The sequence below is a fragment of the Micromonospora sp. CNZ303 genome, assembly GCF_004345505.1.
The window spans coordinates 154,919-177,809 of record NZ_SLVT01000011.1; the positions used below are offsets into that span (position 1 = coordinate 154,919).

The 22,891-nt window shown below is 74.8% G+C and carries 23 protein-coding genes and 1 riboswitch; of the genes, 7 read left to right on the top strand and 16 right to left on the bottom strand.

Going from position 1 to position 22,891, the window contains the following annotated elements; translation table 11 throughout:
• Positions 1-18 precede the first annotated feature (18 nt).
• On the top strand, positions 19-486 hold the full coding sequence (locus EV374_RS18985; RefSeq protein WP_132237186.1) for an SRPBCC family protein: 468 nt from the start codon (positions 19-21) through the stop codon (positions 484-486).
• 89 nt (positions 487-575) lie between these two features.
• Here the strand turns inward: EV374_RS18985 and EV374_RS18990 are convergent, their stop codons facing one another.
• From EV374_RS18990 to EV374_RS19005, 4 genes are all read right to left on the bottom strand, one after another.
• Positions 576-1,661, bottom strand: a complete 1,086-nt coding sequence (locus EV374_RS18990; RefSeq protein WP_207914369.1) for a VldE C-terminal domain-containing protein — start codon at positions 1,659-1,661, stop codon at positions 576-578.
• 13 nt (positions 1,662-1,674) lie between these two features.
• Positions 1,675-1,806, bottom strand: a riboswitch (cyclic di-AMP (ydaO/yuaA leader).
• A 153-nt stretch (positions 1,807-1,959) separates the two neighbouring features.
• Positions 1,960-2,877 carry a cation diffusion facilitator family transporter gene (locus EV374_RS18995; protein ID WP_132237190.1) on the bottom strand — a complete coding sequence of 306 codons (918 nt, stop codon included), beginning with the start codon at positions 2,875-2,877 and terminating at the stop codon, positions 1,960-1,962.
• 76 nt (positions 2,878-2,953) lie between these two features.
• Complete coding sequence (locus tag EV374_RS19000; protein WP_132237192.1) at positions 2,954-5,071, bottom strand: AAA family ATPase; 2,118 nt, start codon at positions 5,069-5,071, stop codon at positions 2,954-2,956.
• Between the two features lie 165 nt (positions 5,072-5,236).
• Positions 5,237-6,172, bottom strand: coding sequence for an alpha/beta fold hydrolase (locus tag EV374_RS19005; protein ID WP_132237194.1), 936 nt, complete (start codon positions 6,170-6,172; stop codon positions 5,237-5,239).
• A gap of 147 nt (positions 6,173-6,319) precedes the next feature.
• Between EV374_RS19005 and EV374_RS19010 the strand changes: the two genes are divergently transcribed.
• Complete coding sequence (locus tag EV374_RS19010) at positions 6,320-6,907, top strand: carbonic anhydrase (RefSeq protein WP_132237196.1); 588 nt, start codon at positions 6,320-6,322, stop codon at positions 6,905-6,907.
• A gap of 168 nt (positions 6,908-7,075) precedes the next feature.
• Here EV374_RS19010 and EV374_RS19015 read toward each other — a convergent pair whose 3' ends face one another.
• Positions 7,076-7,405: a hypothetical protein gene (locus EV374_RS19015; protein WP_074313395.1), complete on the bottom strand. Its 330-nt coding sequence runs from the start codon at positions 7,403-7,405 to the stop codon at positions 7,076-7,078.
• A gap of 307 nt (positions 7,406-7,712) precedes the next feature.
• On the opposite strand from EV374_RS19015, the gene EV374_RS19020 reads away from it, so the two are divergent.
• Both EV374_RS19020 and EV374_RS19025 read left to right on the top strand, forming a co-directional pair.
• Entirely contained in the window at positions 7,713-8,204 is a 492-nt protein-coding gene (locus tag EV374_RS19020; RefSeq protein ID WP_121400330.1) for a DUF3145 domain-containing protein, read from the top strand.
• Positions 8,205-8,281: 77 nt separating this feature from the next.
• The gene (locus EV374_RS19025) at positions 8,282-10,021 is read left to right on the top strand and encodes a glycoside hydrolase family 3 protein (RefSeq protein ID WP_132237198.1); all 1,740 of its coding nucleotides are present in this window, start codon (positions 8,282-8,284) and stop codon (positions 10,019-10,021) included.
• A 6-nt stretch (positions 10,022-10,027) separates the two neighbouring features.
• Here EV374_RS19025 and EV374_RS19030 read toward each other — a convergent pair whose 3' ends face one another.
• Both EV374_RS19030 and EV374_RS19035 read right to left on the bottom strand, forming a co-directional pair.
• Positions 10,028-10,678: a lipoprotein gene (locus EV374_RS19030; protein ID WP_132237200.1), complete on the bottom strand. Its 651-nt coding sequence runs from the start codon at positions 10,676-10,678 to the stop codon at positions 10,028-10,030.
• A gap of 74 nt (positions 10,679-10,752) precedes the next feature.
• Positions 10,753-11,652 carry a helix-turn-helix domain-containing protein gene (locus EV374_RS19035; protein WP_132237202.1) on the bottom strand — a complete coding sequence of 300 codons (900 nt, stop codon included), beginning with the start codon at positions 11,650-11,652 and terminating at the stop codon, positions 10,753-10,755.
• An 86-nt stretch (positions 11,653-11,738) separates the two neighbouring features.
• On the opposite strand from EV374_RS19035, the gene EV374_RS19040 reads away from it, so the two are divergent.
• Positions 11,739-11,957 (top strand): hypothetical protein, encoded by a 219-nt coding sequence (locus EV374_RS19040; RefSeq protein ID WP_132237204.1) that lies wholly within the window; start codon positions 11,739-11,741, stop codon positions 11,955-11,957.
• A gap of 114 nt (positions 11,958-12,071) precedes the next feature.
• On the opposite strand, the gene EV374_RS19045 is transcribed toward EV374_RS19040, so the two are convergent.
• The 8 genes from EV374_RS19045 to EV374_RS19080 all read right to left on the bottom strand — a co-directional run bounded on the left by EV374_RS19045 (position 12,072) and on the right by EV374_RS19080 (position 20,599).
• The gene (locus EV374_RS19045; RefSeq protein WP_207914355.1) at positions 12,072-13,511 is read right to left on the bottom strand and encodes a carboxyl transferase domain-containing protein; all 1,440 of its coding nucleotides are present in this window, start codon (positions 13,509-13,511) and stop codon (positions 12,072-12,074) included.
• Positions 13,512-13,521: 10 nt separating this feature from the next.
• Positions 13,522-14,748, bottom strand: coding sequence for a beta-ketoacyl-ACP synthase II (gene fabF, locus EV374_RS19050; RefSeq protein ID WP_132237208.1), 1,227 nt, complete (start codon positions 14,746-14,748; stop codon positions 13,522-13,524).
• 2 nt (positions 14,749-14,750) lie between these two features.
• Positions 14,751-14,990 carry an acyl carrier protein gene (locus tag EV374_RS19055; RefSeq protein WP_007072348.1) on the bottom strand — a complete coding sequence of 80 codons (240 nt, stop codon included), beginning with the start codon at positions 14,988-14,990 and terminating at the stop codon, positions 14,751-14,753.
• Positions 14,991-15,074: 84 nt separating this feature from the next.
• Positions 15,075-16,019, bottom strand: a complete 945-nt coding sequence (locus EV374_RS19060; protein ID WP_132237210.1) for a beta-ketoacyl-ACP synthase III — start codon at positions 16,017-16,019, stop codon at positions 15,075-15,077.
• 118 nt (positions 16,020-16,137) lie between these two features.
• Positions 16,138-17,307: an acyltransferase domain-containing protein gene (locus EV374_RS19065; RefSeq protein WP_132237212.1), complete on the bottom strand. Its 1,170-nt coding sequence runs from the start codon at positions 17,305-17,307 to the stop codon at positions 16,138-16,140.
• A 78-nt stretch (positions 17,308-17,385) separates the two neighbouring features.
• Positions 17,386-18,747: a PucR family transcriptional regulator gene (locus EV374_RS19070; RefSeq protein ID WP_486485848.1), complete on the bottom strand. Its 1,362-nt coding sequence runs from the start codon at positions 18,745-18,747 to the stop codon at positions 17,386-17,388.
• A complete protein-coding gene (locus tag EV374_RS19075) occupies positions 18,744-19,412 on the bottom strand; it encodes a response regulator transcription factor (protein ID WP_132237384.1) in 669 nt (222 codons plus the stop codon). Before EV374_RS19075 ends, EV374_RS19070 begins: the two co-directional genes overlap by 4 nt.
• Positions 19,413-19,426: 14 nt before the next feature.
• Positions 19,427-20,599 carry a histidine kinase gene (locus tag EV374_RS19080; RefSeq protein ID WP_207914357.1) on the bottom strand — a complete coding sequence of 391 codons (1,173 nt, stop codon included), beginning with the start codon at positions 20,597-20,599 and terminating at the stop codon, positions 19,427-19,429.
• Between the two features lie 282 nt (positions 20,600-20,881).
• Between EV374_RS19080 and EV374_RS19085 the strand changes: the two genes are divergently transcribed.
• Both EV374_RS19085 and EV374_RS19090 read left to right on the top strand, forming a co-directional pair.
• Positions 20,882-21,220 carry a hypothetical protein gene (locus tag EV374_RS19085; RefSeq protein WP_132237216.1) on the top strand — a complete coding sequence of 113 codons (339 nt, stop codon included), beginning with the start codon at positions 20,882-20,884 and terminating at the stop codon, positions 21,218-21,220.
• Between the two features lie 36 nt (positions 21,221-21,256).
• Complete coding sequence (locus EV374_RS19090; protein ID WP_207914359.1) at positions 21,257-22,183, top strand: NADP-dependent oxidoreductase; 927 nt, start codon at positions 21,257-21,259, stop codon at positions 22,181-22,183.
• A gap of 43 nt (positions 22,184-22,226) precedes the next feature.
• Here the strand turns inward: EV374_RS19090 and EV374_RS19095 are convergent, their stop codons facing one another.
• Complete coding sequence (locus EV374_RS19095) at positions 22,227-22,877, bottom strand: hypothetical protein (protein WP_132237218.1); 651 nt, start codon at positions 22,875-22,877, stop codon at positions 22,227-22,229.
• Positions 22,878-22,891 lie beyond the last annotated feature (14 nt).

Here is a 22,891-nt window from a genome sequence, read left to right on the forward strand (position 1 = left end):
CGACGCTGGGGAGACGGCGTGCTCAGGCGAAGTTCCTTCAGCTACACCGTCCAGGCGCGCTGCTCCCTCGCGGAGGCCGCAGCCCTGCTCGCCGACCCCGGCCGGCAGGAGGACCTGCACCCGCTGATCGTGCGGGTCCGCCGGGTGCCGCCCCGTCCTGGCGCGCGGGCCAGCTACGACATCACCGATCGACTGGCCGCCGGGCCGGTGCGCCTGCCGATCACCTACCGGGCCGACGTCCTCGTCGACGATGCCGACGAGATCGTCACCGTGGCCCGGCAGTGGCCCGCCACCACGGTGCGCAACCACACCCGCCTGCGGGCGGAGCCCGACGGCGTGGTGCGCATCGAGGTCGAGATCACCCTGGCCGCGCCCGCGCCGCTCTTCGGCTACGCGTTCCGCCAGGCCCGCGCCGCCCACCTCGGGCTGGCCGCCCGCCTCGCCGCGGCCCTCGACACGAGCCCGCCCGGGGCACCGGGGGACTGACCGGCGGGACGGGCCCGCAGCGGCCGGAGGCGACGGACGCCGTCGCGCCCCGGTGACCCGCGACGGGCGGGGCACCGGGGGCGCGGGCGTCAGTAGACCGACAGGTGCACGTGGTTGGTGTGGTCGCTGGACGGGTCGCCGTTGGCCCCGCTGTACGACTTCCAGCCGCTGCTGGGCAGCCAGATCTGCCTGTACCAGATCACGTAGAGCACGGCGAGCCGGTCGGCGTTGCGCACGAAGTACGCCGACAGGTTGTTGCCGTACGTCCGGTCGCCGCCGGTGGCGTCGCCGCCGAAGCCGCCCTTCTGGGCCGCGAAGTCGCAGGCCCGGCCCTTCGGGTGTTCGCCCGAGCCGCCGGGGCGGTAGCAGGAGACGTAGCGGGTGAAGCCCGCCGCCTTGGCCTGGTTGAGCGCGTGCAGGGTGCGCGGGGTGATGCAGCCGTTGGCGGGGGTGGGGTCGTTGACGCTGCACGACTCGCGCGGCCAGGAGCCGTCGGAGTTGCGCGGGGCCGCCTTCGCCGTCTTGCTGGAGGTGCCGCCCGGCGAGGCGCCCGCCCCCGTTGACTGCTGCCGCTGTTGCTGCTGCTCGCGGTTGGCGACCGTCAGCGCCCGCTCGGCCTGCTCCTTGCGCTTGGCCATCACGGTGACCTGCTTGCGCTGCTCCCGGATCTCGCCGTCCAGGGCGAGCTTGGTGCGGGTGGCCTGGTCCCGGGTCTCCTGGAGTTCGCGCAGGGCCCGGTCCTCCTTGGCGGCCACCGCGTCGAGGGCGGCGGCACGGTCCATGAAGCCGTCCGGCGAGCTGCTGTTGAGCAGGGCGGACGCCACGCTGAGCCGGCCGGTGCGGTAGGCCGCCCCCGCGATCTCGCCGACCTTGGCGGTGTGCGCGGCCATCTCGACCTCGGTGGTCTTGAGCTGCGCGGCGAGCTGCTGCTGCCGCTTGGCCGACGTGTCCAGGGCGCGCTTGGCGTCGAGGTAGCCCTTGCTGGCGGCCTCCAACTGGGCCCGCAGGGCGGGGGTGCCGCCCTCCTCGTCCTGGCCGGGGGCCGCGGCGAGCAGGCCGGCCCGGGTGGCGGCCGCCGCCGGGGCGGCGGTGACCGGGGCCCCCGCGGCGCCGAGGGCGAGCATCGTGGCGATCAGGGCCGCCGTCCGGGCGGCACGTCGTCGTACAGGTGCCATCACTGGCATACACGTGTCCTTCCGTCAGCCGCCGACCGGGTTAGCTGACGGGTTCGGGACGGAAGATCCCTACCGCTGACGCGGATGCACCCCACGAACATGGTTCCCCGGTTCGCCCCGCCGGGCGATTAGGCGGCGGCCACCGCCGGCACCGGAGGGTGCCGCCTGGCGGAGGCCGAAGCCGAGCCTACCGGTGCCGGTGTGACTGATGCAGCGCAGGTGACGCAGGGTGTACGTCCACTAACAGTCAAATCCGGCATAAGCGCACAATACTCTCCCAGATTTAAGGTTGTCCTCATTACCACTCAACCGACCCGCAGGCCCCGCGCGACGCTCCGGGCTCGATCTGCAACGTGGCGTGCTCGATGTGGAAGTCGTCGTGCAGCGCGGCCCTGGCGGCGCCCAGCACCGCGCCGACCTCCGCGCCGGGTGCCATGGTCAGGTGGGCCGAGGCCACCTCCATCCCGGAGGTCAGCGTCCAGACGTGCAGGTCGTGCACCTCGGCGACGCCGGGCACGGCGGCCAGCCGGTCGTGCACCGCGGTCACCTGGAGGTGCTCCGGCGCGGCCTGCACCAGGATGCGCAGCGCGGCCCGCCCGAGCCGCCAGGTGCGCGGCAGGATGAACACCCCGATCGCGACCGCCACCAGTGGGTCCGCCCACCACCAGTCGGTGGTGGCGATCAGCAGCGCGGCCCCGATCACGCCGAGTGACCCCAGCAGGTCGCCGAGCACCTCCAGGTACGCGCCGTGGACGTTGATGCTCTCCTTCGCCCCGGAGCGCAGCAGCGCGAAGGCGCCGATGTTGGCGAGCAGGCCGAGCACGGCGACCACCAGCATCGGGCCGGCCAGCACCTCCGGCGGGTCGCCGAAGCGGCGTACCGCCTCGATCACGACGTAGACCGCGACGCCGGAGAGCAGCATGGCGTTGGCCAGTGCGGCCAGCACCTCCAGCCGGTAGAGGCCGAAGGTGCGCTGCGGGTCGGCGCCCGCCCGCCGGGTGGCGGCGATCGCCGCGAGCGCCATGCCGATGCCGAGCACGTCGGTGAACATGTGCCCGGCGTCGCTCAGCAGGGCCAGCGAGCCCGTGCGGAAGGCCGCCACCGCCTCCACCACCATGAGGCCGGCGAGCAGCCCGAACGCCGCCCAGAGCCGGCCCCGGTGGCGGTGCGCGGCATTCGCCACCGACCCGTGATGGTGGTCATGACCTGCGCCCACGCGCCCACCCTCCGTCAGGCGTCCGAATTCGCGTTCAATCTATGCTCACATCGCTATGTATGCAAGTAACGGCGGCTCAGCCGATCGGGTCGACGGTGGTCAGCCGCTGGGTGGCCCGGGACAGCGCCACGTAGAGCGTCCGCACCCCCGACCCCGGGTCGGCCCGGATCTCGCCCGGGGCGACGAGGACGACCCCGTCGTACTCCATGCCCTTGGCCTCCAGGCTGGTCACCACCTGCAAACGTGGCGTGCCGAGCCCGCCCAGCCAGCCGGCCACCTCGTCGCGGCGCGGCACCGGCGTGATCACCCCGACCGTGCCCTCCACGTCGGCGAGCAGCGCGCCGGCCGCCGCCACCACCGCGGCCTCCAGCTCCGCCGGCGGCACCACCAGCGCGACCGGGTCGACGCCGGTGGAGCGCACCGCCCGGGGCAGCGGCAGGTCCGGGTGCAGCCGGCGGATCTCGGCCGCCGCCACCGCGAAGATCTCCGCCGAGTTGCGGTAGTTCGTGGTGAGGGTGAAGTGGTGCCGCTTGCGCCGGCCCAGCGCCTGGTCCCGGGCCCGGGTCAGCTCCTCGGGATCCCCCGTCCACGCCGTCTGCGCCGGGTCGCCCACCACCGTCCACGAGGCCAGCCGGCCCCGCCGGCCGATCATGCGCCACTGCATCGGCGAGACGTCCTGCGACTCGTCGACGACGACGTGCGCGTACTCCCGGTAGTCGTCCGGGCGTTCCCGCGCCGCCTCGCGGGCGGCGCGCTGCCGGTCGGCGAAGGTGCTCAGCTCGCGGACCCCGCCGGCCAGCTGGAACGGGTCCCGCTTCGCCCGGGCGGGCTTCATCGGCTTGCCGAGCAGCGCGTCCAGCTCGTCGAGCAGCGCGATGTCGGCGATCGTCAACCCGGCGGCATCGAGGCTGCGGTACGCGTCGGCCAGCAGCCGGATCTCGGCGCGGGAGAGGATCCCCTCGGCGTAGCGGTGCAGCCGGTCCGGACGGGCCAGCCAGCCCAGCACGTGCCGGGGGTGCAGCCGGGGCCACCACGCCTTCAGGAACTCCCGGAACTCCGGCCGCTCGGCGATCTCGTCCTCGAACGCGCGCTGCTCGGGCAGCCGCCCCACGCCCAACCTGCGGGCCTGCGCCCACAGCGCCGCGAAGACCCCGTCGAAGCCGGCCCGGCGCACCTCGTTGCGGCGGGCGCCCCGGGACATCGCCCGGTCCCGGATGCCGTCCAGCTCGCGGCGCTCCAGCCGGAGCAGCTCGCCCCGGTAGAGCAGGCGCAGCTCGGTCGGGCCGCCCGGCACCGCGTCCCGGGCCGCCCGCTCCAGCACCCGCCGCATCCGCAGCGAGCCCTTCACCGCCGCCACCGCCGGCGGATCGGTGCGGGTGGCGGTCAGGCCCGCGAAGAGCGTGCCCAGCGAGTGCAGGGTGGCGGTGTCCTCGCCGAGCGAGGGCAGCACCGAGGCGATGTACTCGACGAAGACCGAAGACGGGCCCACCACCAGGATGCCGCCGCCGGCAAACCGGCTGCGGTCGGAATAGAGCAGGTACGCGGCCCGGTGCAGGGCGACGGCCGTCTTCCCGGTGCCCGGGCCGCCGGACACGATCGTCACGCCCGAGCCGGGGGAGCGGATCGCCTCGTCCTGCTCCCGCTGGATGGTGGCGACGATGTCCCGCATGCCCCGGCCGGTGGCCTTCGACAGCGTGGCCAGCAGCGCGCCGTCGCCGACCACCGCCATGTCGGCGGGCGCGGCGACGGGATCGAGCAGGTCGTCCTCGATCCGGGTGACCCGCTCGGCGGAGGACTGGATCGTGCGTCGCCGCACCACGCCCAGCGGCTGCGCGGGAGTGGCCTGGTAGAAGGCGGCGGCGGCAGGGGCCCGCCAGTCGACCACCAGGGTGGAGGCGTCGTCGTCACGGATGCCGAGCCGCCCGACGTGCAGCACCTGCCGGTCCAGCAGGTCCAGCCGGCCGAAGACCAGGCCCTCGTGCTCGGCGTCCAGCATGTGCCGCCGCCGTGCGGCGTGGAACACCATCGCGTCCCGTTCGACCAGCGCCCCGAAGTTGCCCACCCGGGCGAGCCGGTAGCCCTCCTTCTCGGCGCTGACCGCCGACCGGCGCAGCTCGGCCAGTCGGGCGTACACCCGGTCGAGATGCCGCTGCTCGACGGCGATCTCCTGTTCCAGGGTGGTCTGGTCGGTCACCGCTCGCTCCTCCTGACGTCGGCGGCGGGCGGTGCGAACCGTGCGAACCGCGCCAGGCCAACCGCAAGAGGGTACGGCCCGCAGGCAACCAGCGGCGCCACCGGTGCGGGAAAGGAACCCGCGTCACGCCGCGGGGGGCCGCGGCGGGCTCCCCGCAGGCCCGGTTCAGTCCGCGCGGGCGGCGGCGGTGGCACCCGCCCCGGGGGCGGTGAGCACGCGACGGAGCACGCCGCCGAGCGCCGCGTTGACCTCGTCGGGGCGTTCCATCATCAGCATGTGCCCGGCACCCGGGCAGACGGTCAGCTCGGTCGCCGGCAGCGCGCCGGCGATCGACTCGGCGCAGGGCGGCGGGGTGAGCCGGTCCCGGTCGCCGACCAGGGCGGCGGCCGGCAGGTCGGCCAGCGCGGCGAGGGTGTCCAGCCGGTGCTGCGCCCCGATGGACGCGCGGAACCCGCCGATCGAGCGGAGGGTGGCGCGGGCCACCGCCGAGGTGACCAGGCGGATGTCGTGCGGGTCGCAGCGGTCGCCGAAGAGCATCCAGCGGATGCTGGGACGCAGCGCGCGCAGCAGCGCCCGGGGCGGTCGCCAGGCCCCACACCGGGCCAGCACGCCGGCCCCGGTGGTCTCGGCGAGCCGGATCAGCCGGGCGATGCGGGGCGAGAGGCCGTACGCGGTGTGCGTGTGCCCCTCGGCGGTGGTGGAGACGAAGACCAGCCCGGCCGTCCGGGCGGCGAAGTGCGCGGGGTGGCGGTGCGCGTACTCCATGATCGTCATGCCGCCCATCGAGTGGCCGACCAGCACGACACGACCGGCCGGGGCCACCTCGTCCAGCACCGCGGCGAGGTCGTCGCCGAGCTGGGCCACGGTGGCGGTGGGCAGCGCCATGCAGCTCGACCGGCCGTGGCCGCGGGCGTCGTAGGTCACCACCCGCACCGCGTCGCCGAAGCGTTGCCGTAGGTCGGCGAGCTGCCGGTGCCAGGCCCGCCCGTCCAGCGTCCAGCCGTGCAGCAGCACGACGGTGACCTCGGCGTCGGCCGGTCCACTCGCCTCGACGTGCAGGCGTACGTCGTCGGGAAGACGCACCTCGACGTGCTCCGGCATCGTCACCTCCCCAGGGCCGCACGGAACCGCAACACCGGGGATACCCGGTGGTAACACCGGCTACCCGTCATGAGACCACGGCAACCGTGTCGGTGAGAAGGTTCGCAACCCGCTCCGGGCGGCCGGCGGGCCCGCCAAGCTGGTGGCATGGGGTCGCCCCGGGCCGCGCTGGCCGAGCTGCTCGCCGGCAACCGCCGCTTCGTCAGCGGCCAGCCGGTGCACGGCCACGACGTCACCGCCGCCGCGGCGGCCTCGGGCGACCAGCAGCCGTACGCGGTCCTGCTCGGCTGCATCGACTCGCGGGTGCCACTGGAGGCGATCTTCGACCAGACCTTCGGCTCGATCTGCGTGATCCGCACCGGTGGGCACGTACTGGACCGGGCGGTGCTCGGCTCCATCGAGTACGTGGTCGGTGAGCTGGGCGTGCCGCTGGTGATGGTGCTCGGGCACGAGCGGTGCGGCGCGGTGGCCTCCGCCGTGGACACGCTGCGTGGCGGGCGGTCGCCGGGCGGCGCACTGGCCCACCTCGTCGACCAGATCGCCCCGGCGGTGACAGAGGTGGGCGTCGACGACCCCCGGGTGCACCCGATGGCGGTCCGCCGGCACGTGCTCCGTACGGTCGCCGCCCTGCGCGCCGACGACCGGCTCGCCGTCCCGGTCGCCGCCGGCCGCCTGACGGTGGCCGGCGCCCTCTACGACCTGACGACCGGCGAGGTGACCCTGCTGGAGGTGTAAGAAGGGCACCTGGTGTATAGGAAGGGCCCCTTCCTTACACCTGGGCCCGGCGCTCGGGCGGCGGGCGCAGCAGTGGATGGGGCAGGGCGCAGCGGTGGGTGGGCGGGAACGCAGAACCGCCCGCCGGGGGTCCCGGCGGGCGGTTCAGGTGTCGCGTGGGGGAGGGGGTCAGCCCTCGAAGACGCCAGCCTCGACGAGGCGCTTCTCGGTGGCGTCCCAGCCGTCACCCGGGTGGGTGGTGTTGAGGTTGTTGATCTCGGCGCGGATCTTCGCGGCGTGGCCGGCGGCGGCCAGCACCCGGATCTCCTCGACGAAGGCCTCGGAGTCGGTGCGCAGGTGCGCGGTCTTGCCGTTGGTCAGGTTCCGCACGTAGGCGTGCTTGCCGCCGTTGAGCGGGATGAGGTACTTGAACTCGCCCAGCACGCTGAGGGCGCCACCCTGGCCAGCCTGGCCGGCCCGGACTGACGCGCGCGCGGTCTTAGAGGTGTTGCTCGCCACGGAGGTACTCCTTGCAAGACGTACGGGAGGACGGAACGTCCGGGGGCTGTGCGGACGACACCCTGGTGGGTGGGCCCGCGGAAGATGTGCGCGGCACAGGCCGCCGATGGAACTGTACACGACCGCGGTCCCTGGCTGGTCATCGCGTCGTGAGGGGTCAACCGGGGTGCTCGTCCGACTATTCCGACCCGCGAATTTTCCGATTCCCTGGCGCATCATCCGTCACACCAGTCATCATGTGTTCCAGCAACCACTCGGGTGGTCGAGGTCGTAGGGGAAGACGCACCTCGCTCTCCGGGAGGTCACCGTGCCAACGCGTGGCGTCGTATACGTCCACTCGACCCCGCTCGCCGTGTGCTCACACGTCGAGTGGGCGATCGCGCGCGTCCTCGCCGCGCCGGTCAACCTGCAGTGGACGGCTCAGCCCGTCGATCCCGGCGCACGCCGGGCCGAGTGCGGGTGGACCGGTCGCCCGGGGACGGGCGCCGAGCTGGCTGCTGCCCTCCGGCAGTGGCCCATGATCCGTTTCGAGGTCACCGAGGAACCAAGCCCCGGCGCCGACGGCGAGCGCTTCATGTACGTGCCCGGACGGGGCCTGTTCCGGGCGAGCGTCGGCGCGGCCGGCGACATCCAGCTCGGCGAGGACCGCCTGCGCAGCATCATGGCGGGCGCGCGGGCGCCCGAGGCCCTCGCCCACGCCCTCGACAAGGCGCTCGGCACGGCGTGGGACGCCGAGTTGGAGCCCTACCGGTACGCCGGCGACGGCGCGCCGGTGACCCTGCTCACCCGCGTCGGCTGACGCCGGGGCCCGGACCGGGGCCGACTCATCCTGGCGGGTGAAGGTCAAGTTGCCCCGATAAGGGGTGAACTGGTGGGATGGGCCGCGTGTCGACTACCCCGCGACGTGCCGGCGTCGCGCTCGCCGCCCTGACCGCACTGCTCGTCTCCGGGTGCTCCGGGCCGGCGGACCGCCGCCCCGACCCGGCCCCGACGAGCGCCGCCGCCCCGACGGCCACCCCGACACCCGCCGCGAGCGTCCCCGGCACCGACCCCGCCGCCCGCGCCGCCGCCCTCGTGGCCTCGCTGGCCGACGAGGACCTCGTCGGCCAGGTGCTGATGCCGTACGCCTACGGCGACGCGGCCACGCGGGTCTCGCCCGGCTCGGCGGCCGGCAACCAGGCGCTGGCCGGGGTGGACACCCCCGCCCAGATGGTCGAGAAGTACCGGCTCGGCGGGCTGATCCTGGTCGGCTTCAGCGCCGACGACCCGACCAAGGGCAACCAGGAGACGACGAACGTCGACAACCCGAAGCAGGTACGCGCGCTCACCGACGGCCTGCGTGCGACCGCCGGTCGGCTGCCCGCCGGGCCGGCGCCCTTCCTGATCGGCACCGACCAGGAGCACGGCGTGGTCACCCGGATCACCGACGGCGTGACCCTGCTGCCCAGCGCCCTCGCCGCCGGCGCCGCCGGACGGCCGGAGCTGACCGAGGCCGCCTGGCGGGCGGCCGGCACCGAACTCGCCGCGATGGGAATCAACCTCGACTTCGCCCCTGTCGCCGATGTGCTCGCCACCCGCAGCACCGTGATCGGTTCCCGGTCGTACGGTGCGGACCCGAAGGTGACGGCGGGGCAGGTCGCGGGCGCGGTCCGGGGCCTGCAGGCCGCGGGCGTCGCGGCCACCGTCAAGCACTTCCCGGGGCACGGGCACAGCGCCGCCGACTCCCACGAGGGACTGCCGGTGCTCGATCAGCCCCGCCGGACGCTGGAGACCGGGGCGTGGCCCCCCTTCTCCGCCGCCATCGACGCGGGCACGATGGCCGTGATGTCCGCCCACCTCGACGCGCGGTCGGTGGACCCGGGCACCGCGGCGACCTTCTCGCACAAGCTGCTCACCGGCGTGCTCCGGGGCCAGCTCGGCTTCCAGGGCGTGGTGATCACCGACGGGATGAACATGCCGCCGGCCAAGCGCTGGTCGCCGGGCGAGGCCGCCGTGCGCGCGCTGAAGGCGGGCAACGACCTGATCCTCATGCCGCCGAACGTCCGTCAGGCGTACGACGGGTTGCTCGCCGCGCTCCGCGACAAGTCGCTGCCCCGGACCCGCCTCGTCGAGGCTGCGACCCGGGTGCTGACGATGAAGTTCAAGCTGGCCGACCGGCCCACGCCCGAGCTGTCCACGCTGGCCGGCCCGGCGCACCGCAAGGCGGCGGAGGACCTGGCCGCGGCGGCGGTGACGGTGCTGCGGGGCGCCTGCGGCGGCGGCGTACGGGGCCCGGTGACCGTGACCGCCTCCGGCGGGCGCGAGCACACGCGGGCGGCCCTGACCGAGGCGCTCAAGGCCGCCGGGGTCAAGGTGGTGGCCGGCGGCGGCACGGTGGTGCACCTCGTCGGGTACGGCGACGGCACCGGCGACCTGCGCGCCGACGCCGCCGTCACGGTCGCCATGGACACCCCGTACGTGCTGGCGAAGGCCAAGTCGCCCACCCTCCTGGCGACCTACTCCTCCAGCCGGGCGTCGATGACCGCCCTCGCCGGGGTGCTGGCCGGCAAGACCCGACCGGGCGGCCGGTCCCCGGTGCCGGTGACCGGCCTGTCCGCCACGACCTGCGGCGCCTGAGCCGCGTCAGTCCCGGTTGATCCGGGCCGACTGCTTCACCAGCTGGTACGCCGGCAGCAGCTCCACGGGGTCCGAGGTGTCCAGGCTCAGCACGATCGGGCCGTAGAGGGAGGAGATCGCGATGGCCCGGTCGTGGACCGTGCCGCCGTCCTCCTTGGGGTAGCTCGCCTCGACGGCGTCGACGGTGCCGGCCTTCACCCGCCGGTACTCCGCGTCCACGGCCTCCGGCGCGGAGGCGTCGAGGAAGTACTTGAGGTGCTCCTGTGCGCCGCCGGCGACCCGGTCGACCCGCCACACCCGCAGGAACCCGGTGGAGCCGGTCGGCCGGGCGTCGATCTCGCACAGCATGAGGGCCTTGCCGAGGCGGGGCTCGCCGAACTTCGCCGAACCCTTCACCGCCTCGACCTTCCATCTCGCCGGCACCGAGAAGGTGACCGGCAGCTCGCAGGGTGTGCCCTTGCCGCCCACCGTGGTCCCGGCGGGGGCCGCCACCACCTCGTCGTGCCAGGGCGGGCCGGGGGTCACCGGGGAGGCGGTGACACTCGGCGAGGCCGAAGGGGAGCCACCGGCTGACGGTGCCTCCTTCCCGTCGGCGCAGCCGCCGGTCAGTCCGACGGTGAGCGCCGCGAGCACGGCGGCGCGGGTACGACGTTGCATGGTGTCCATTCCCCGATGACGACGAGAGCCGGCTCATCAAAGCGGCGCGGAGCAGCGACGTCAATCCGGTTGATCTACGGTGCCGCGCGCAGGGCGGCCACCAGCCACTCCACGGCGGGCACCGCGGGCGGGAACGGGGGCCGCCGGTTGAGCACCCCGATCAGCTGCCAGTACCGCTCCACCTGCCGGTCGGTGAAGGTCGCGATGCCGTCGGCGAGCGCGAGCCGTTCGGCGCGGGACAGCCCCGGGTCCACCATCTCGTCGAGCACCGCCCGCGCCCGCCCGGAGTCCGGGGCGATCCCGGCGGCGAGCGCGGCGCGCGCCGGCTCGACGGAGGGCATCGCCGGCGGCGGGGACGTCGCCGCCGCCCCGGCCACCGCCATCGCCCGTACCCGCAGCCGGAAGGCGGGGTCGGCGACCAGCCCGGCCAACTCGACCCAGGCGTCCACCTCCTCGTCGGTGGGCTCGTCGGGCAGGTCGGCGGGGAGCGTCCGCATCGCCCGGGCCAGCCCGTCGCCGCCGGGACCGGGCTCCACGCCACCGAAGACCTCGGCGACGAACTCGTCGATGATCCGTTGCCGCTCGCGGGCGGAGAGGCGGGCCAGGTCGTTCATCAGTCTCAACTCCTCGGTCGTGCTGCCACGTCGGGCGACCGACCGCAGCACCGCCCGGCGCAGCCGCAGGGTGCGGATCTCCGCGTCCAGGGCGCGGCTGTGCGCCTGGGCCACCTCCCGGACGCTCGTCCGCCGCTGGAGGATCCGGCGGACGTCGTCCAGGCCGATCCCCAGCTCCCGCAGGCTCCTGACGAGGTCCAGCCGGGCCACGGCCGCCGCGTCGTAGAGGCGGTAGCCGCCGGTGGACCGGGCGGTGGGCGGGAGCAGGTCGAGGTCGGACCAGAAACGGATCGTCCGGACGGACAGGCCGGTCCGGCGGGCGAGTTGCCCGATGGTGAACAGGTCGGTGCGGTCGGCCACGTCGAAAGCCTCCTGTCTCCAGCCGCTGGAGAGTCAAGCGGGAAACCGGGTCGCGTGCGGCCGCCCCGCCTGGCACCCTCGCGTGCATGGGGACGGCAGAGGGTTTCGCGTACGACGAGCGGTCGGATGGCACGGTGGTCATCACCCACCACGGCCGGGTGGCGGGCACCCTGCGCGGCGGCCGGGCGGCGGAGTTCCTCGCCGAGGTCGACGACGACCCGCAGCTCGTGATGGCCCGGTGGACCGGAAACTACCGCCGGGGCAACGAGCGGACCGCCCGCCAGCATCCCCGCAACCGGGGCTGAGCGACACGCAAGGGCCCGCGCTCGTGCTGAGCGCGGGCCCTTGCGGTGGTACGCGGCCCCACCGCGCGGCGCGGCCGGCCGGCACGCGGTGGCGGCACCGGTGCCGTGGTCGGCCTAGAGGGGGATGTTGCCGTGCGCGCCCCGGGCCGCCGGGGCGGCGGCGAGGGCTTCGGCGATGCGGCGGCGGGTCTCGGCCGGGGTGATGACGTCGTCGACGACGCCGATCTCGAGGGCCCGGTTGACGCCGCCGGCGATGCGGGTCTGCTCCTCGACGAGTTGCGCGCGCAGCGCCTCGCGCTCCTCGGCCGGGGCGGCGGCGAGCTTCTTGCGGTGCAGGATGTTGACGGCCGCGCCGGCGCCCATCACCGCGACCTCCGCGTCGGGCCAGGCGAACACCGCGGTGGCGCCCAGGGAGCGGGAGTTCATCGCGATGTACGCCCCGCCGTAGGCCTTGCGGGTGACCAGGGTGACCCGGGGCACGACCGCCTCGGCGAAGGCGTGCAGGAGCTTCGCGCCCCGGCGGACGACGCCGTCCCACTCCTGGCCCAGGCCGGGCAGGTAGCCGGGGACGTCGACCAGGACGATCAGCGGCACGCCGAGGGAGTCGCACATGCGCACGAACCGGGCGGCCTTCTCGGCGCTGGAGGCGTCCAGGCAGCCGCCCAGGCGCAGCGGGTTGTTCGCGACGACCCCGACGGTACGCCCGGCGAAGCGACCCAGGGTGGTCACCACGTTCGGCGCCCACTTGGCGTGCAGCTCCACCCCGGGGGCGTCCAGCAGCGCCTTCACCACCGGCTTCACGTCGTAGGCCCGGTTCGTCTCGACCGGCATCTTCGCCGTCAGGTCGTGTCCCCCCTCGTCCTGGGCGGACACGTCGTCGGGCGACAGGCGCCCCTGCCGGCCGAGCAGCGCGGCGAGCTTGCGCGTCTCGGCCAGCGCCGTCTCGTCGTCGGCGCAGGTCACGTGGACCACCCCGGAGCGGCGGCCGTGCGGCTCGGGCCCACCGAGGCGGGCCATGTCGACCTGCTCGCCGGTGACGCTGCGGACCACCTCCGGGCCGGTCACGAAGATCCGGCCCGCACCGCTCATCACCACGATGTCGGTCAACGCCGGCCCGTACGCGGCGCCACCGGCCGCCGGGCCCAGCACCGTGGAGATCTGCGGCACCCGCCCCGAGGCCCGCACCATCGCCGCGAACACCTGACCCACCGCGTCGAGGGCGACCACGCCCTCGGCCAACCGCGCACCACCCGAGTGCCACAACCCGATCACCGGCACCCGCTCCCGCACCGCGGTGTCGATCGCGTCCACGACGTGCCGGCACCCCTCGGTGCCCATCGCCCCGCCCATCCGCGTCGCGTCCGTGGCGTACGCGACGACCGGCGAGCCCTCGACCTCACCGCGCGCCCACAGCACACCCGAGGTGTCCCGTGGCACCGACAGCCGCAACGAACCGGCGTCGAACAACGCCCGGAGCCGAACCTCCGGATCCCGATGGTCCGCGACGGACGATGCGTCCACGCCAACGGCGGTGGTGGTCACGTGTGCCTCCATGGCTGTGGTCTCAGGCCCGCGTGAAGACGAGAGCCACGTTGTGCCCGCCGAAGCCGAACGAGTTGTTCAGCGCGGCGGGGATGTCCATGTGGCGCGCCTCGTTGGCCGCCACGTCCAGGCTGAGCCCGTCGTCGGGGTCGTCCAGGTTGATCGTCGGCGGTACGACACCGTCGCGGATCGCCAGGATGGTGGCGATCGACTCCAGCGCGCCCGCCGCGCCCAGCAGGTGACCGGACATCGACTTGGTCGAGGTCAGCACCGGGTGGTCACCCAGCGCCGCGCGCAGCGCGGTGATCTCCGCGACGTCCCCGACCGGGGTCGACGTGGCGTGCGCGTTGACGTGCACGATGTCCGCCCTGGCGACGCCCGCGTCCGCGATCGCCTTCGCGATCGCCCGGATCGCGCCCTCGCCCTCCGGGTGCGGCTGGACGATGTCGTAGCCGTCGGAGGTGAGCCCGGCGCCGGCCAGCCGGGCGTAGACCCGGGCGCCCCGGGCGGCGGCGTGTTCCGCCCGCTCCAGCACCACGATGCCCGCGCCCTCACCCAGCACGAAGCCGTCGCGGCCCTTGTCCCATGGCCGGGAGGCCCGCTCCGGCTCGTCGTTGCGGGTCGACATCGCCCGCATCGAACTGAACCCGGCGATCGGCAGCTGGTGGATGACCGCCTCGGTGCCGCCGGCCACCACCACGTCGGCCCGGCCGGCACGGATCATGTCCATGCCGAGCGCGATCGCCTCGGCGCCGGTCGCGCAGGCGCTGGCCACCGAGTGCACCCCGGCCTTCGCGCCCAGCTCCAGCCCGACCCAGGCGGCGGGGCCGTTCGGCATCAGCATCGGGATCGTGTGCGGGGAGACCCGCCGCGGGCCGGACGCCTCCAGGATGTCGTCCTGGGCGAGCAGCGTCAGCGCGCCGCCGATGCCGGAGCCGACGCTGACGCCCAGCCGCTCCGGGTCCAGCCCGGAGTCGGCCAGACCCGAGTCGGCCCAGGCCTGCTGCGCCGCGATGATCGCGATCGCCTCGGAACGGTCGAGCCGGCGGAGCTTGACCCGGTCGATCAGGCCGGTCGGCTCGACCGCGAGCCGGGCGGCGATCCGGACCGGCAGTTGCTCGGCCCACTCCTGGGTGAGCGGACCCACCCCGGAGCGGCCGGCGAGCATGGCGTCCCAGGTCGACGCGACGTCCCCGCCCAGCGGGGTGGTCGCGCCGAGCCCGGTGACGACGACGTCGGTGTGAGCCATGATCAGGACTGCGCCTCGATGTAGCTGACGGCGTCCCCGACGGTCTTCAGGTTCTGCACCTCGTTGTCCGGGATCTTGACGCCGAACTTCTCCTCAGCCGCCACCACGACCTCCACCATGGAGAGCGAGTCGACGTCCAGGTCGTCGGTGAAGGACTTCCCCTCGGCCACGTCGTCCGGGTTCACCCCGGCAACCTCTTCGAGGATCTCGGCGAGGCCGGCGGTGATCTCGTCACGGGTCATTGCGGTTGGTTCCTCTCATCGTTATTCATTCGACGGCCGACGACGCCGGCCGTCACTCCCCGGCGCAGCGGCCGGAGGGGCTTTTCAGGGGCAGCGGACGACCTGACCGGCGTAGGTCAGGCCACCGCCGAAGCCGAAGAGCAGCACCGGGGCGCCGGAGGGCACCTCCCGCCGCTCGACCAGCTTCGACAGGGCCAGTGGCACGCTCGCCGCCGAGGTGTTGCCGGACTCGACGATGTCCTTGGCGATGATCGCGTTCGGGATGCCGAGGCGCTTGGCGATGCCGTCGATGATCCGGGCGTTGGCCTGGTGCGGCACGAAGGCCGCCAACTCCGACGGGTCCACCCCGGCGCGCTCGCACGCCTGCCGGGCCAGCGGCGCCAGCTCCGTCGTGGCCCAGCGGAAGACCGACTGGCCCTCCTGCTGGATGGACGGGCGCCAGCCCTCGATGCGTACCGCGTCGCCCTTCTCCGGCACCGAGCCCCAGACCACCGGGCCGACGCCGGCGGGCTCGCCCTCGCCGACGGCCGACACCACGGCGGCGCCGGCGCCGTCGGCGAAGATGATGCAGGTGGAGCGGTCCGTCCAGTCGACGATGTCGGACAGCTTCTCCGCGCCGATGACCAGGGCGTTGCGCGAGGCGCCGGCCCGGATGGCGTGGTCGACGGTGCCCAGCGCGTACGCGAAGCCGGAGCAGGCCGTGTTGAGGTCGAACGCCCCGGGCGCGGTGATGCCGAGCTTGGCGGCGACCCGGCAGGCCACGTTCGGGCTGCGGTCGGCGGAGCTGCACGTCGCCACGACGACCAGGTCGATGTCGGCGGCGGTGAGCCCGGAGTTGGCCAGCGCCTTGCCGGCGGCGGCGGCGGCCATGTCGGCGACCGTCTCGCCGTCGGCGATCCGCCGGGTGACGATGCCGACCCGGTCCCGGATCCACTCGTCGCTGGTCTCGACCAGCTGGGCGATGTCGTCGTTGGTGACCACGCGGGAGGGCTGGTAGTGCCCCAGCGCGACGATCCGACTGCCGGTCATCAGGGCTGTCCTTCCGTTCGCGACTGAGAGACTCGCAGGACCGGCTTATTCCTCGCGCTCACGGGGCCGCTTGTCGTTCGCGACTGCGGGACTCGCAGGACCGGCTCATTCCTCGCGCTCACACGTGACCTCCGATGCGGACGAGCGGTTGGCCCGGCGCGACCGGGTCGTCGTGGTGGGCGAGCCACTCGGTGAGCACGCCGCTGCCGTGGGCGGTCACCTCGATCGGGCCCTGCCGGGTGGCCACGTGGCCGACGACCTGGCCGGCGCGCAGCGTGTCGCCCTCGGTGAGCTCCCGCGCCGGCTCGAAGGTGCCGGCCGACGGGGCCACCACCACGCGGAAGTGCATGGTCGGCTCGTGGCCCGGCGCCATGCCGTGCCGGGCGATCAGGTCCCGGGCGGCGGGCAGGTCGTCGGGGGTGTTGAGGGTGACCACCTCGGGGGCCCCGGCCCCCTTCAGCTCCCGCTTCACCAGGCCCGCGAGGGTGCCGGCCGGGGGTAGCTCGATCACGCCGGTCACCCCGAGGTCGGCCAGGGTGCGCATGCAGAGGTCCCAGCGCACCGGCGCGGTGACCTGGCGGACCAGGCGCTGCACCATGTCGCGCCCGTGGTTGACCGCGGCCCCGTCGAGATTCGACAGCAGGATCCGGGCCGGGTCGCTCGGGGTGATCCCGGCGGCCACGGCGGCCAGCGCCGTCTCGGCGGGGGCCATGTACGGCGTGTGGAAGGCGCCGGCCACCTTCAGGCGGATCACCCGGGCCTTCGCCGGCGGCTCGGCGGCGAGCTTCTCCAGCCCCTCGACGGAGCCGGCGGCGACGAACTGGCCGGCGCCGTTGCGGTTGGCCGGGTGCAGCCCGTGCGCGACGATCGAGGCGAGCACCTCCTCGGGGTCCCCGCCCAGCACCGCGGCCATCCCGGTCGGCTCCAGGGCGCAGGCCGCGGCCATCTCCCGCCCGCGTACGCCGGCCAGGGTGATCGCCGCCTCCGCCGGGAGCACCCCGGCGAGCGCCGCCGCGCCCAGCTCGCCGACGCTGTGGCCGACGGTGAGCGTGACGTCGTACATCGGCAGGTGCTCGGCGGCCAGCAGCGCGGCGGCGACCAGCAGCGGCTGGGTCCGCGCGGTGTCCCTGATCTCGTCCGCGTCGGCGGCGGTGCCGAGGTGCACCAGGTCGACCCCGGCCAGCGCTGACCACCAGCGCAGACGTGCTTCGGCGCCGGTGAGGTCCAGCCAGGGAGTCAGGAAGCCGGGTTTCTGGGAACCCTGGCCGGGCGAGAGTACGGCGAGCACCCCTATGACTCTCCCGGATACGCGCGGGTAGCGCTGTGCCGCCCCCGACCAAACCGCACTAGAACCTTTGGAGGTTTCCTACAAAAATCGGCGGCGATCATCACCTGTGTGTGGCGTTTTACTAGCGTTCAGGGTCATTGTCTGGGTTGGTGCCACCGGGACCACCGGGTCGAGCCGGCCGACGGTGAGGGCCACCTGGAGCGCGAAGGCGTCCCGCGCCGCGAGCGGCGAGAAGCCGGTGACGTCCGAGATCCGCCGCAGCCGGTAGCGCACCGTGTTCGGGTGCACGAAGAGGGAGCGCGCGGCGCTCTCCAGCGTGCCGCCGGCCGCGAAGAAGGCGTCGAGGGTTTCCAGCAGTTCCCCGCCGGCCCGCACCAGCGCGGCGTAGACATCGTGCCGCAGCCGCCGGCGCGCCTCGGCGTCCCCGGCCAGCGCCCGCTCCGGCAGCAGGTCGTCCGCCGGCACCGGCCGGGGCGCGGTCGGCCAGGCCGGTGCGGCCCGGAAGCCGGCCAGCGCGGCGCGCGCCGACTCGGTCGCCTCGTCCAGGCTCGGCACGGCCGGACCGACCACCACCGGCCCGTCCCCGAAGGCGCCGAGCAGCTTCCCGGTGGCCGCGACCGGATCGGCGGCGCCGCCGAGCACGATGACCAGCCGGTCGCCGTGCACCCCGCCGATCACCTCCGTGCCGATGCGCCGGGCCTGCCGGTGGACGGTGTGCAGCACGGCGGAGACCTCCCCGCCGGGGGAGCGGCCGACCGCCACCGCCACCGGCGGGGCGTCCGCCCAGCCGAGCGCCGCCGCCCGGCTCGCCAACACGTCCGGCGAGTCGCCCCGCAGCAGCGCGTCCACCAGCAACGCCTGCAACCGGGCGTCCCAGGAGCCGCGCGACTCGGCGGCCCGGGCGTACACCCGGGCGGCGGCGAAGGCGATCTCCCGGGAGAACCGCAGCACCGCCTCGCGCAACTGCTGTTCCTCGCCCTTCGCCGCCAGGTGCGAGACCTGCTCCTCGACGACGTCGATCATCACCTTCACCAGCGCGACGGTCTGCTGGAGGCTGATCGAGCGGGCGAGCGCCTGCGGCGCGGTGGCGAAGACCTCGTCCGAGACCTCCTGGGTGCTGTCCGCCGTGCCGCCGCCGTCGCGCAGCCACTGCACCAGCGACCGGGCGCCGGCCTGGGCCACCAGCATCACCCAGGAGCGGTGGTCGGGCGGCAGGTCGCGGAACCAGGGCAGCGTCTCGTCCATCCGGGCCACGCTGGCGCTGGCCAGCGCCCCCGCCGCCCGCTCGATCCGGCGCAGCGTGGCCGACAGCTCCGTCCCGCCCGGCTCGCTCACCGCCCCAGCCTGACACGCCCCGACCTGCGCCTCCGCGCCGGGCGGCCCGCCGCGCCCCGCCCGGCGCGGGTGACGGGGCGCGTGCCCCGGGTGGTGGTGGGTCAGGCCGGCGGCGGGACGGGCAGCCCCAGCTCCTGGGCCAGGATGGCGGCCTGCACCCGGCTACGCAGGTCCAGCTTGGCGAGGATCCGGCTGACGTGGGTCTTGGTGGTGCTCTCGGCCATCGCCAACCGGTCGGCGACCAGCTGGTTGGACAGGCCGAGCCCGAGACAGGCCAGCACGTCGCGCTCCCGGGGGGTCAGCGCGTCCACCGCCTGCCGGGTCGCGGCGGAGGCGGTGGGGGCGGTCGCCGCGAACTCCGTGATCAGGCGGCGGGTGACCGCCGGGGCGATGAACCCCTCGCCCCGGGCGACCGTCCGCACGGCCGCCACCAGCCCCGCCGCGTCGATGTCCTTGAGGACGAAGCCCGCCGCGCCGGCCCGCAGCGCCCCGAAGACGTACTCGTCGACGTCGAAGGTGGTGAGGACGAGCACGTCGGCGAGCCGGTCGGCGGCGATCTCCCGGGTGGCCGAGATGCCGTCCAGCCGGGGCATCCGCACGTCCAGCACCGCGACGTCCGGGCGCAGCTCCCGGCACAGCCGGACCGCCTCGGCGCCGTCCTCGGCCTCGCCCACCACCTCGACGCCGGCCGCCCCGGCCAGGATCAGCGCCAGCCCGGCCCGCACCGCCGGCTGGTCGTCGGCGAGCAGCACCCGGACCACCTCGGCCATGCCGCCCCGTCGCCTCACGACGCCACCTCCGTCGGCAGCTCCACCCGTACCCGCCAGCGGCCTTCCGCCGGGCCGGCGGCGAACCGGCCGTTCAGCAGCGCCGCCCGCTCCCGCATCCCGATCAGGCCGGCGCCCGCGCCGGTCAGGGCGCCCCGGCCGGCGCCGACCGGGTTCTCCACGCCCACCACCACCCCCGCCGGCTCGTACGCGACCAGCAGGTCGGCCTCGCCGGCGCCGTGCTTGAGCGCGTTGGTCAGCGACTCCTGCACGATCCGGTACGCGGCCAGGTCCACTCCGACCGGCAGCGCACGGGGCTCGCCGCGCCGGGTCGCCCGGACGGTCAGCCCGGCGGCGCGTACCCGGTCCACGAGAGCGTCGACCTCGCTGAGCCGCGCCCGGGTCGTCTCGTCGGTGGCGTCGACGGCCGCCCCGCCCTCCGTCGGTTCCCGCAGCAGCCCGATCATCTGCCGCATCTCGCCCAGTCCCTGCACACTGCTCTCCCGGATCACCCGCAGGGCCGACTCGACCTGCGACCGGTCGAGCCCGGGCACGGAGAGCGCGGCCGTGGCGTGGATGGCCACCGCACTCAGGTGGTTGGCGATCACGTCGTGCAGCTCCCGGGCCATCCGGGCCCGTTCCGCGCCGACGGCCTGCCGGCGGTCCAGCTCCACCAGCCGGGCCGTCTGCTCGGCCCGGGCCCGTTCGGCGACCGCCTGGTCCCGGTACTGCCGCACGCTGATCCCGGTGAGCACCGGCATCACCCCGGCCAGCACCACGGGCGCCCCGATGCCCACGCCCCGCCAGTCACCCCTCAGCAGCACCCCCACCGCCGTGCCGAGGACGCTCAACGCGATCGTGACCTGGAGCAGCCGGCGCCAGGTCCGGGCCGAGCCGAACACGCACGCGTCGTAGAGCACCTGGGTGTAGACGAGGACGGTGGCCAGCGAGCCGCCCATCGCGAGGTCGGCCAGCACCGCCACCGTGCCGAGCGCCAGGCTGGCCCGGGTGGCGACCCGGCGCAGGCCCACGGCCGTGCAGACCAGCGCCAGCGGCAGCAGGAACAGCGGTTCCGGCAGGTCCGGGTGCCAGGACAGCTGCGGCTGCGTGCCCAGCCCGTACAGGACCGCCCCGCCAACCAGGGAGGCGCACGCCAGCACGACGTCCCGCCCACCCGTCCCAACCCCCACCCACCCCACCACCTTCACCCACCCACCGCCCTCACCCGCCCACCCACCCGCCCCACCCCCCGATCCCACCACACCCCCCACCCCGCCCGTTTCCGCCGATCATGCAGTCGTGGTGGGGGACGAATGCTGCACCGGCGTACGAACTTCCCACCACGACTGCATGATCGCGAGGAGGGGGGCGGGGGCGGTGGGGGAGTCGGGTGGGGCGTCGGTGGCGGCCAGTACGGTGGCAGGGCCCGTCGGAGCTAGGCCGGCGGGCGGGGCGAGCGTGAGGAGACTCCGATGGCGCACGGGGAGGCCGAGCACGGCTGCGCCCAGGGCGAGCCCTGCCGGCCGGGCCACCACGAGCAGCAGGCGGCAGCAAAGCACCGCCGGCTGCCCGGAGGGCTCCCGGCCCACTCGCCGGAGCACCCGGCCCGCGCGCCCGAACGCCCCGAGGACGACGTCACGGTGCCCCGGCAGCGCGTCGCGGAACCGACTCCGACCGGCGAGGCCGAGTTGGCGGCGCTCCCGGGCTGCCGCAGCGACCTGCCCGGCTGGGCCGGTGCGCACCGGCACGGCCCGGTCCGCCCCCGGCAGCGCGGCACCCGCCGCGAGCGGCCGCCACGCCGCTGGTGCTGACCACGGCGACGCCGCCCGGCCGCTAGCGTGACCGGTGTGAAGGCGATCGCGATCGACACGTACGGCCCGGCCGACCTGCTGACCGTGCGGGATCTGCCCGACCCGCCGGTCGGCCCGGACACGGTGCTCGTACGCCTCCGGGCGGCCGGGGTGAACCCGGTCGACTGGAAGGTGCGCGAGGGGCACCTGGCCGGTGCGATCCCGGGTCACTTCCCGCTCGTCCCCGGCTGGGACGCGGCCGGGGTGATCGAGGCGGTCGGGCCGGCGGTGACCGGGTTCGCCGTCGGCGACGAGGTCGTCGGCTACGTCCGACGCGACCACATCCAGTACGGCACGTACGCCGAACTCGTCCCGGCGCCCGAGCGGACGCTGGCGGCGAAGCCGGTGCGGGCGTCCTGGGCCGAGGCGGGCGGCCTGCCCCTGGCGGGCCTCACGGCGTACCAGGCGCTCCAGGCGGCCCGCACCGGCGCCGGCGACACGGTGCTGGTGCACGGGGCGTCCGGCGGGGTGGGCCACCTGGCGGTGCAGATCGCCCGCGCGTTCGGCGCCGACCGCGTGATCGGCACGGCCGGCGCGGCCAACCACGACTTCGTCCGGTCGCTGGGCGCCGAGCCGGTCGCGTACGGCGACGGGCTGGCCGACCGGGTCCGCGCGGTCGCGCCCGACGGGGTGGACGTGGTGCTCGACCTGTTCGGCGGCGACGCGCTCGACGTGTCGGCCGAGTTGATCACCCGTCCCGCGCGGCTGATCTCGACGGCCGACCCGGAGCACGTCACCCGGCTGGGCGGCAGCTATCTGTTCGTCAAGCCGTCGACCGTGGACCTGGGCATGCTCGCCGGGCTGGTGGACGCCGGCCGGCTGACCGTCCACGTCGAACGGACGTTCCCGCTGGCGCAGGCGGCGGACGCGCAGCGCCTGGTGGAGGAGGGGCACGTCCGCGGCAAGGTGGTCCTGGAGATCTGACCCCCGCCCGGGGCCGGCCATCCGGCGGGCGCCGGCGGCGGACTCAGCGGGTGCGGCGGCGGACCAGCAGCGCGATCCCGGCGAGCCCCGACGTGATGACCAGCACCACCGCGACGTTGAGCAGCAGCAGCCGCTGCAACTCGCCGAGCGCCTCGTCGATGTCCTTCGCCGGGTTGAGGGCGTCCTCCGGGATGACCCGCTCGCCGCCGCCGACGCCCCCGCTGACGGTGTCGAACTGCCGCTCCAGCGGCACACCCGCCGTGCGGAGGGTCTCCGACATGTTGAGCCGGCCGAGGAACCAGCCCGCGGCGGTCTTGCGGGCGTCCGGCTGCTTGGCCGGGCGGAAGACGCGCGGCCCGCCGACCGCCTTCGGGTAGAGGTCGTACGTCTGCTTCGCGACGTCACCGGCGAACACCACGACCGTGTACTTCGGACCGAGGTCCGCCGCCTTCGGGCCCTTGGGCTGCCCCGTACGGCCGAGGAAGTTGACCTGGTCGATGACCGCCACCACGTGCGCGGGCTGGGCCTCCGCGCGCAGCCGCAGCGGTTCCGCGAGCCCATGCCCGGTGATCTCCACTCCGGCCGGTGGGGTCTTCGGCGCCGCCGTCGCCGTCCCGGCGGAACCGAGCGACAGGACCGCCGCCGCGAGCCCGCCCGCCAACACCGCGACCAGCCGCCGCATCGTTCGGACCATCGCCGCCTCCTCGC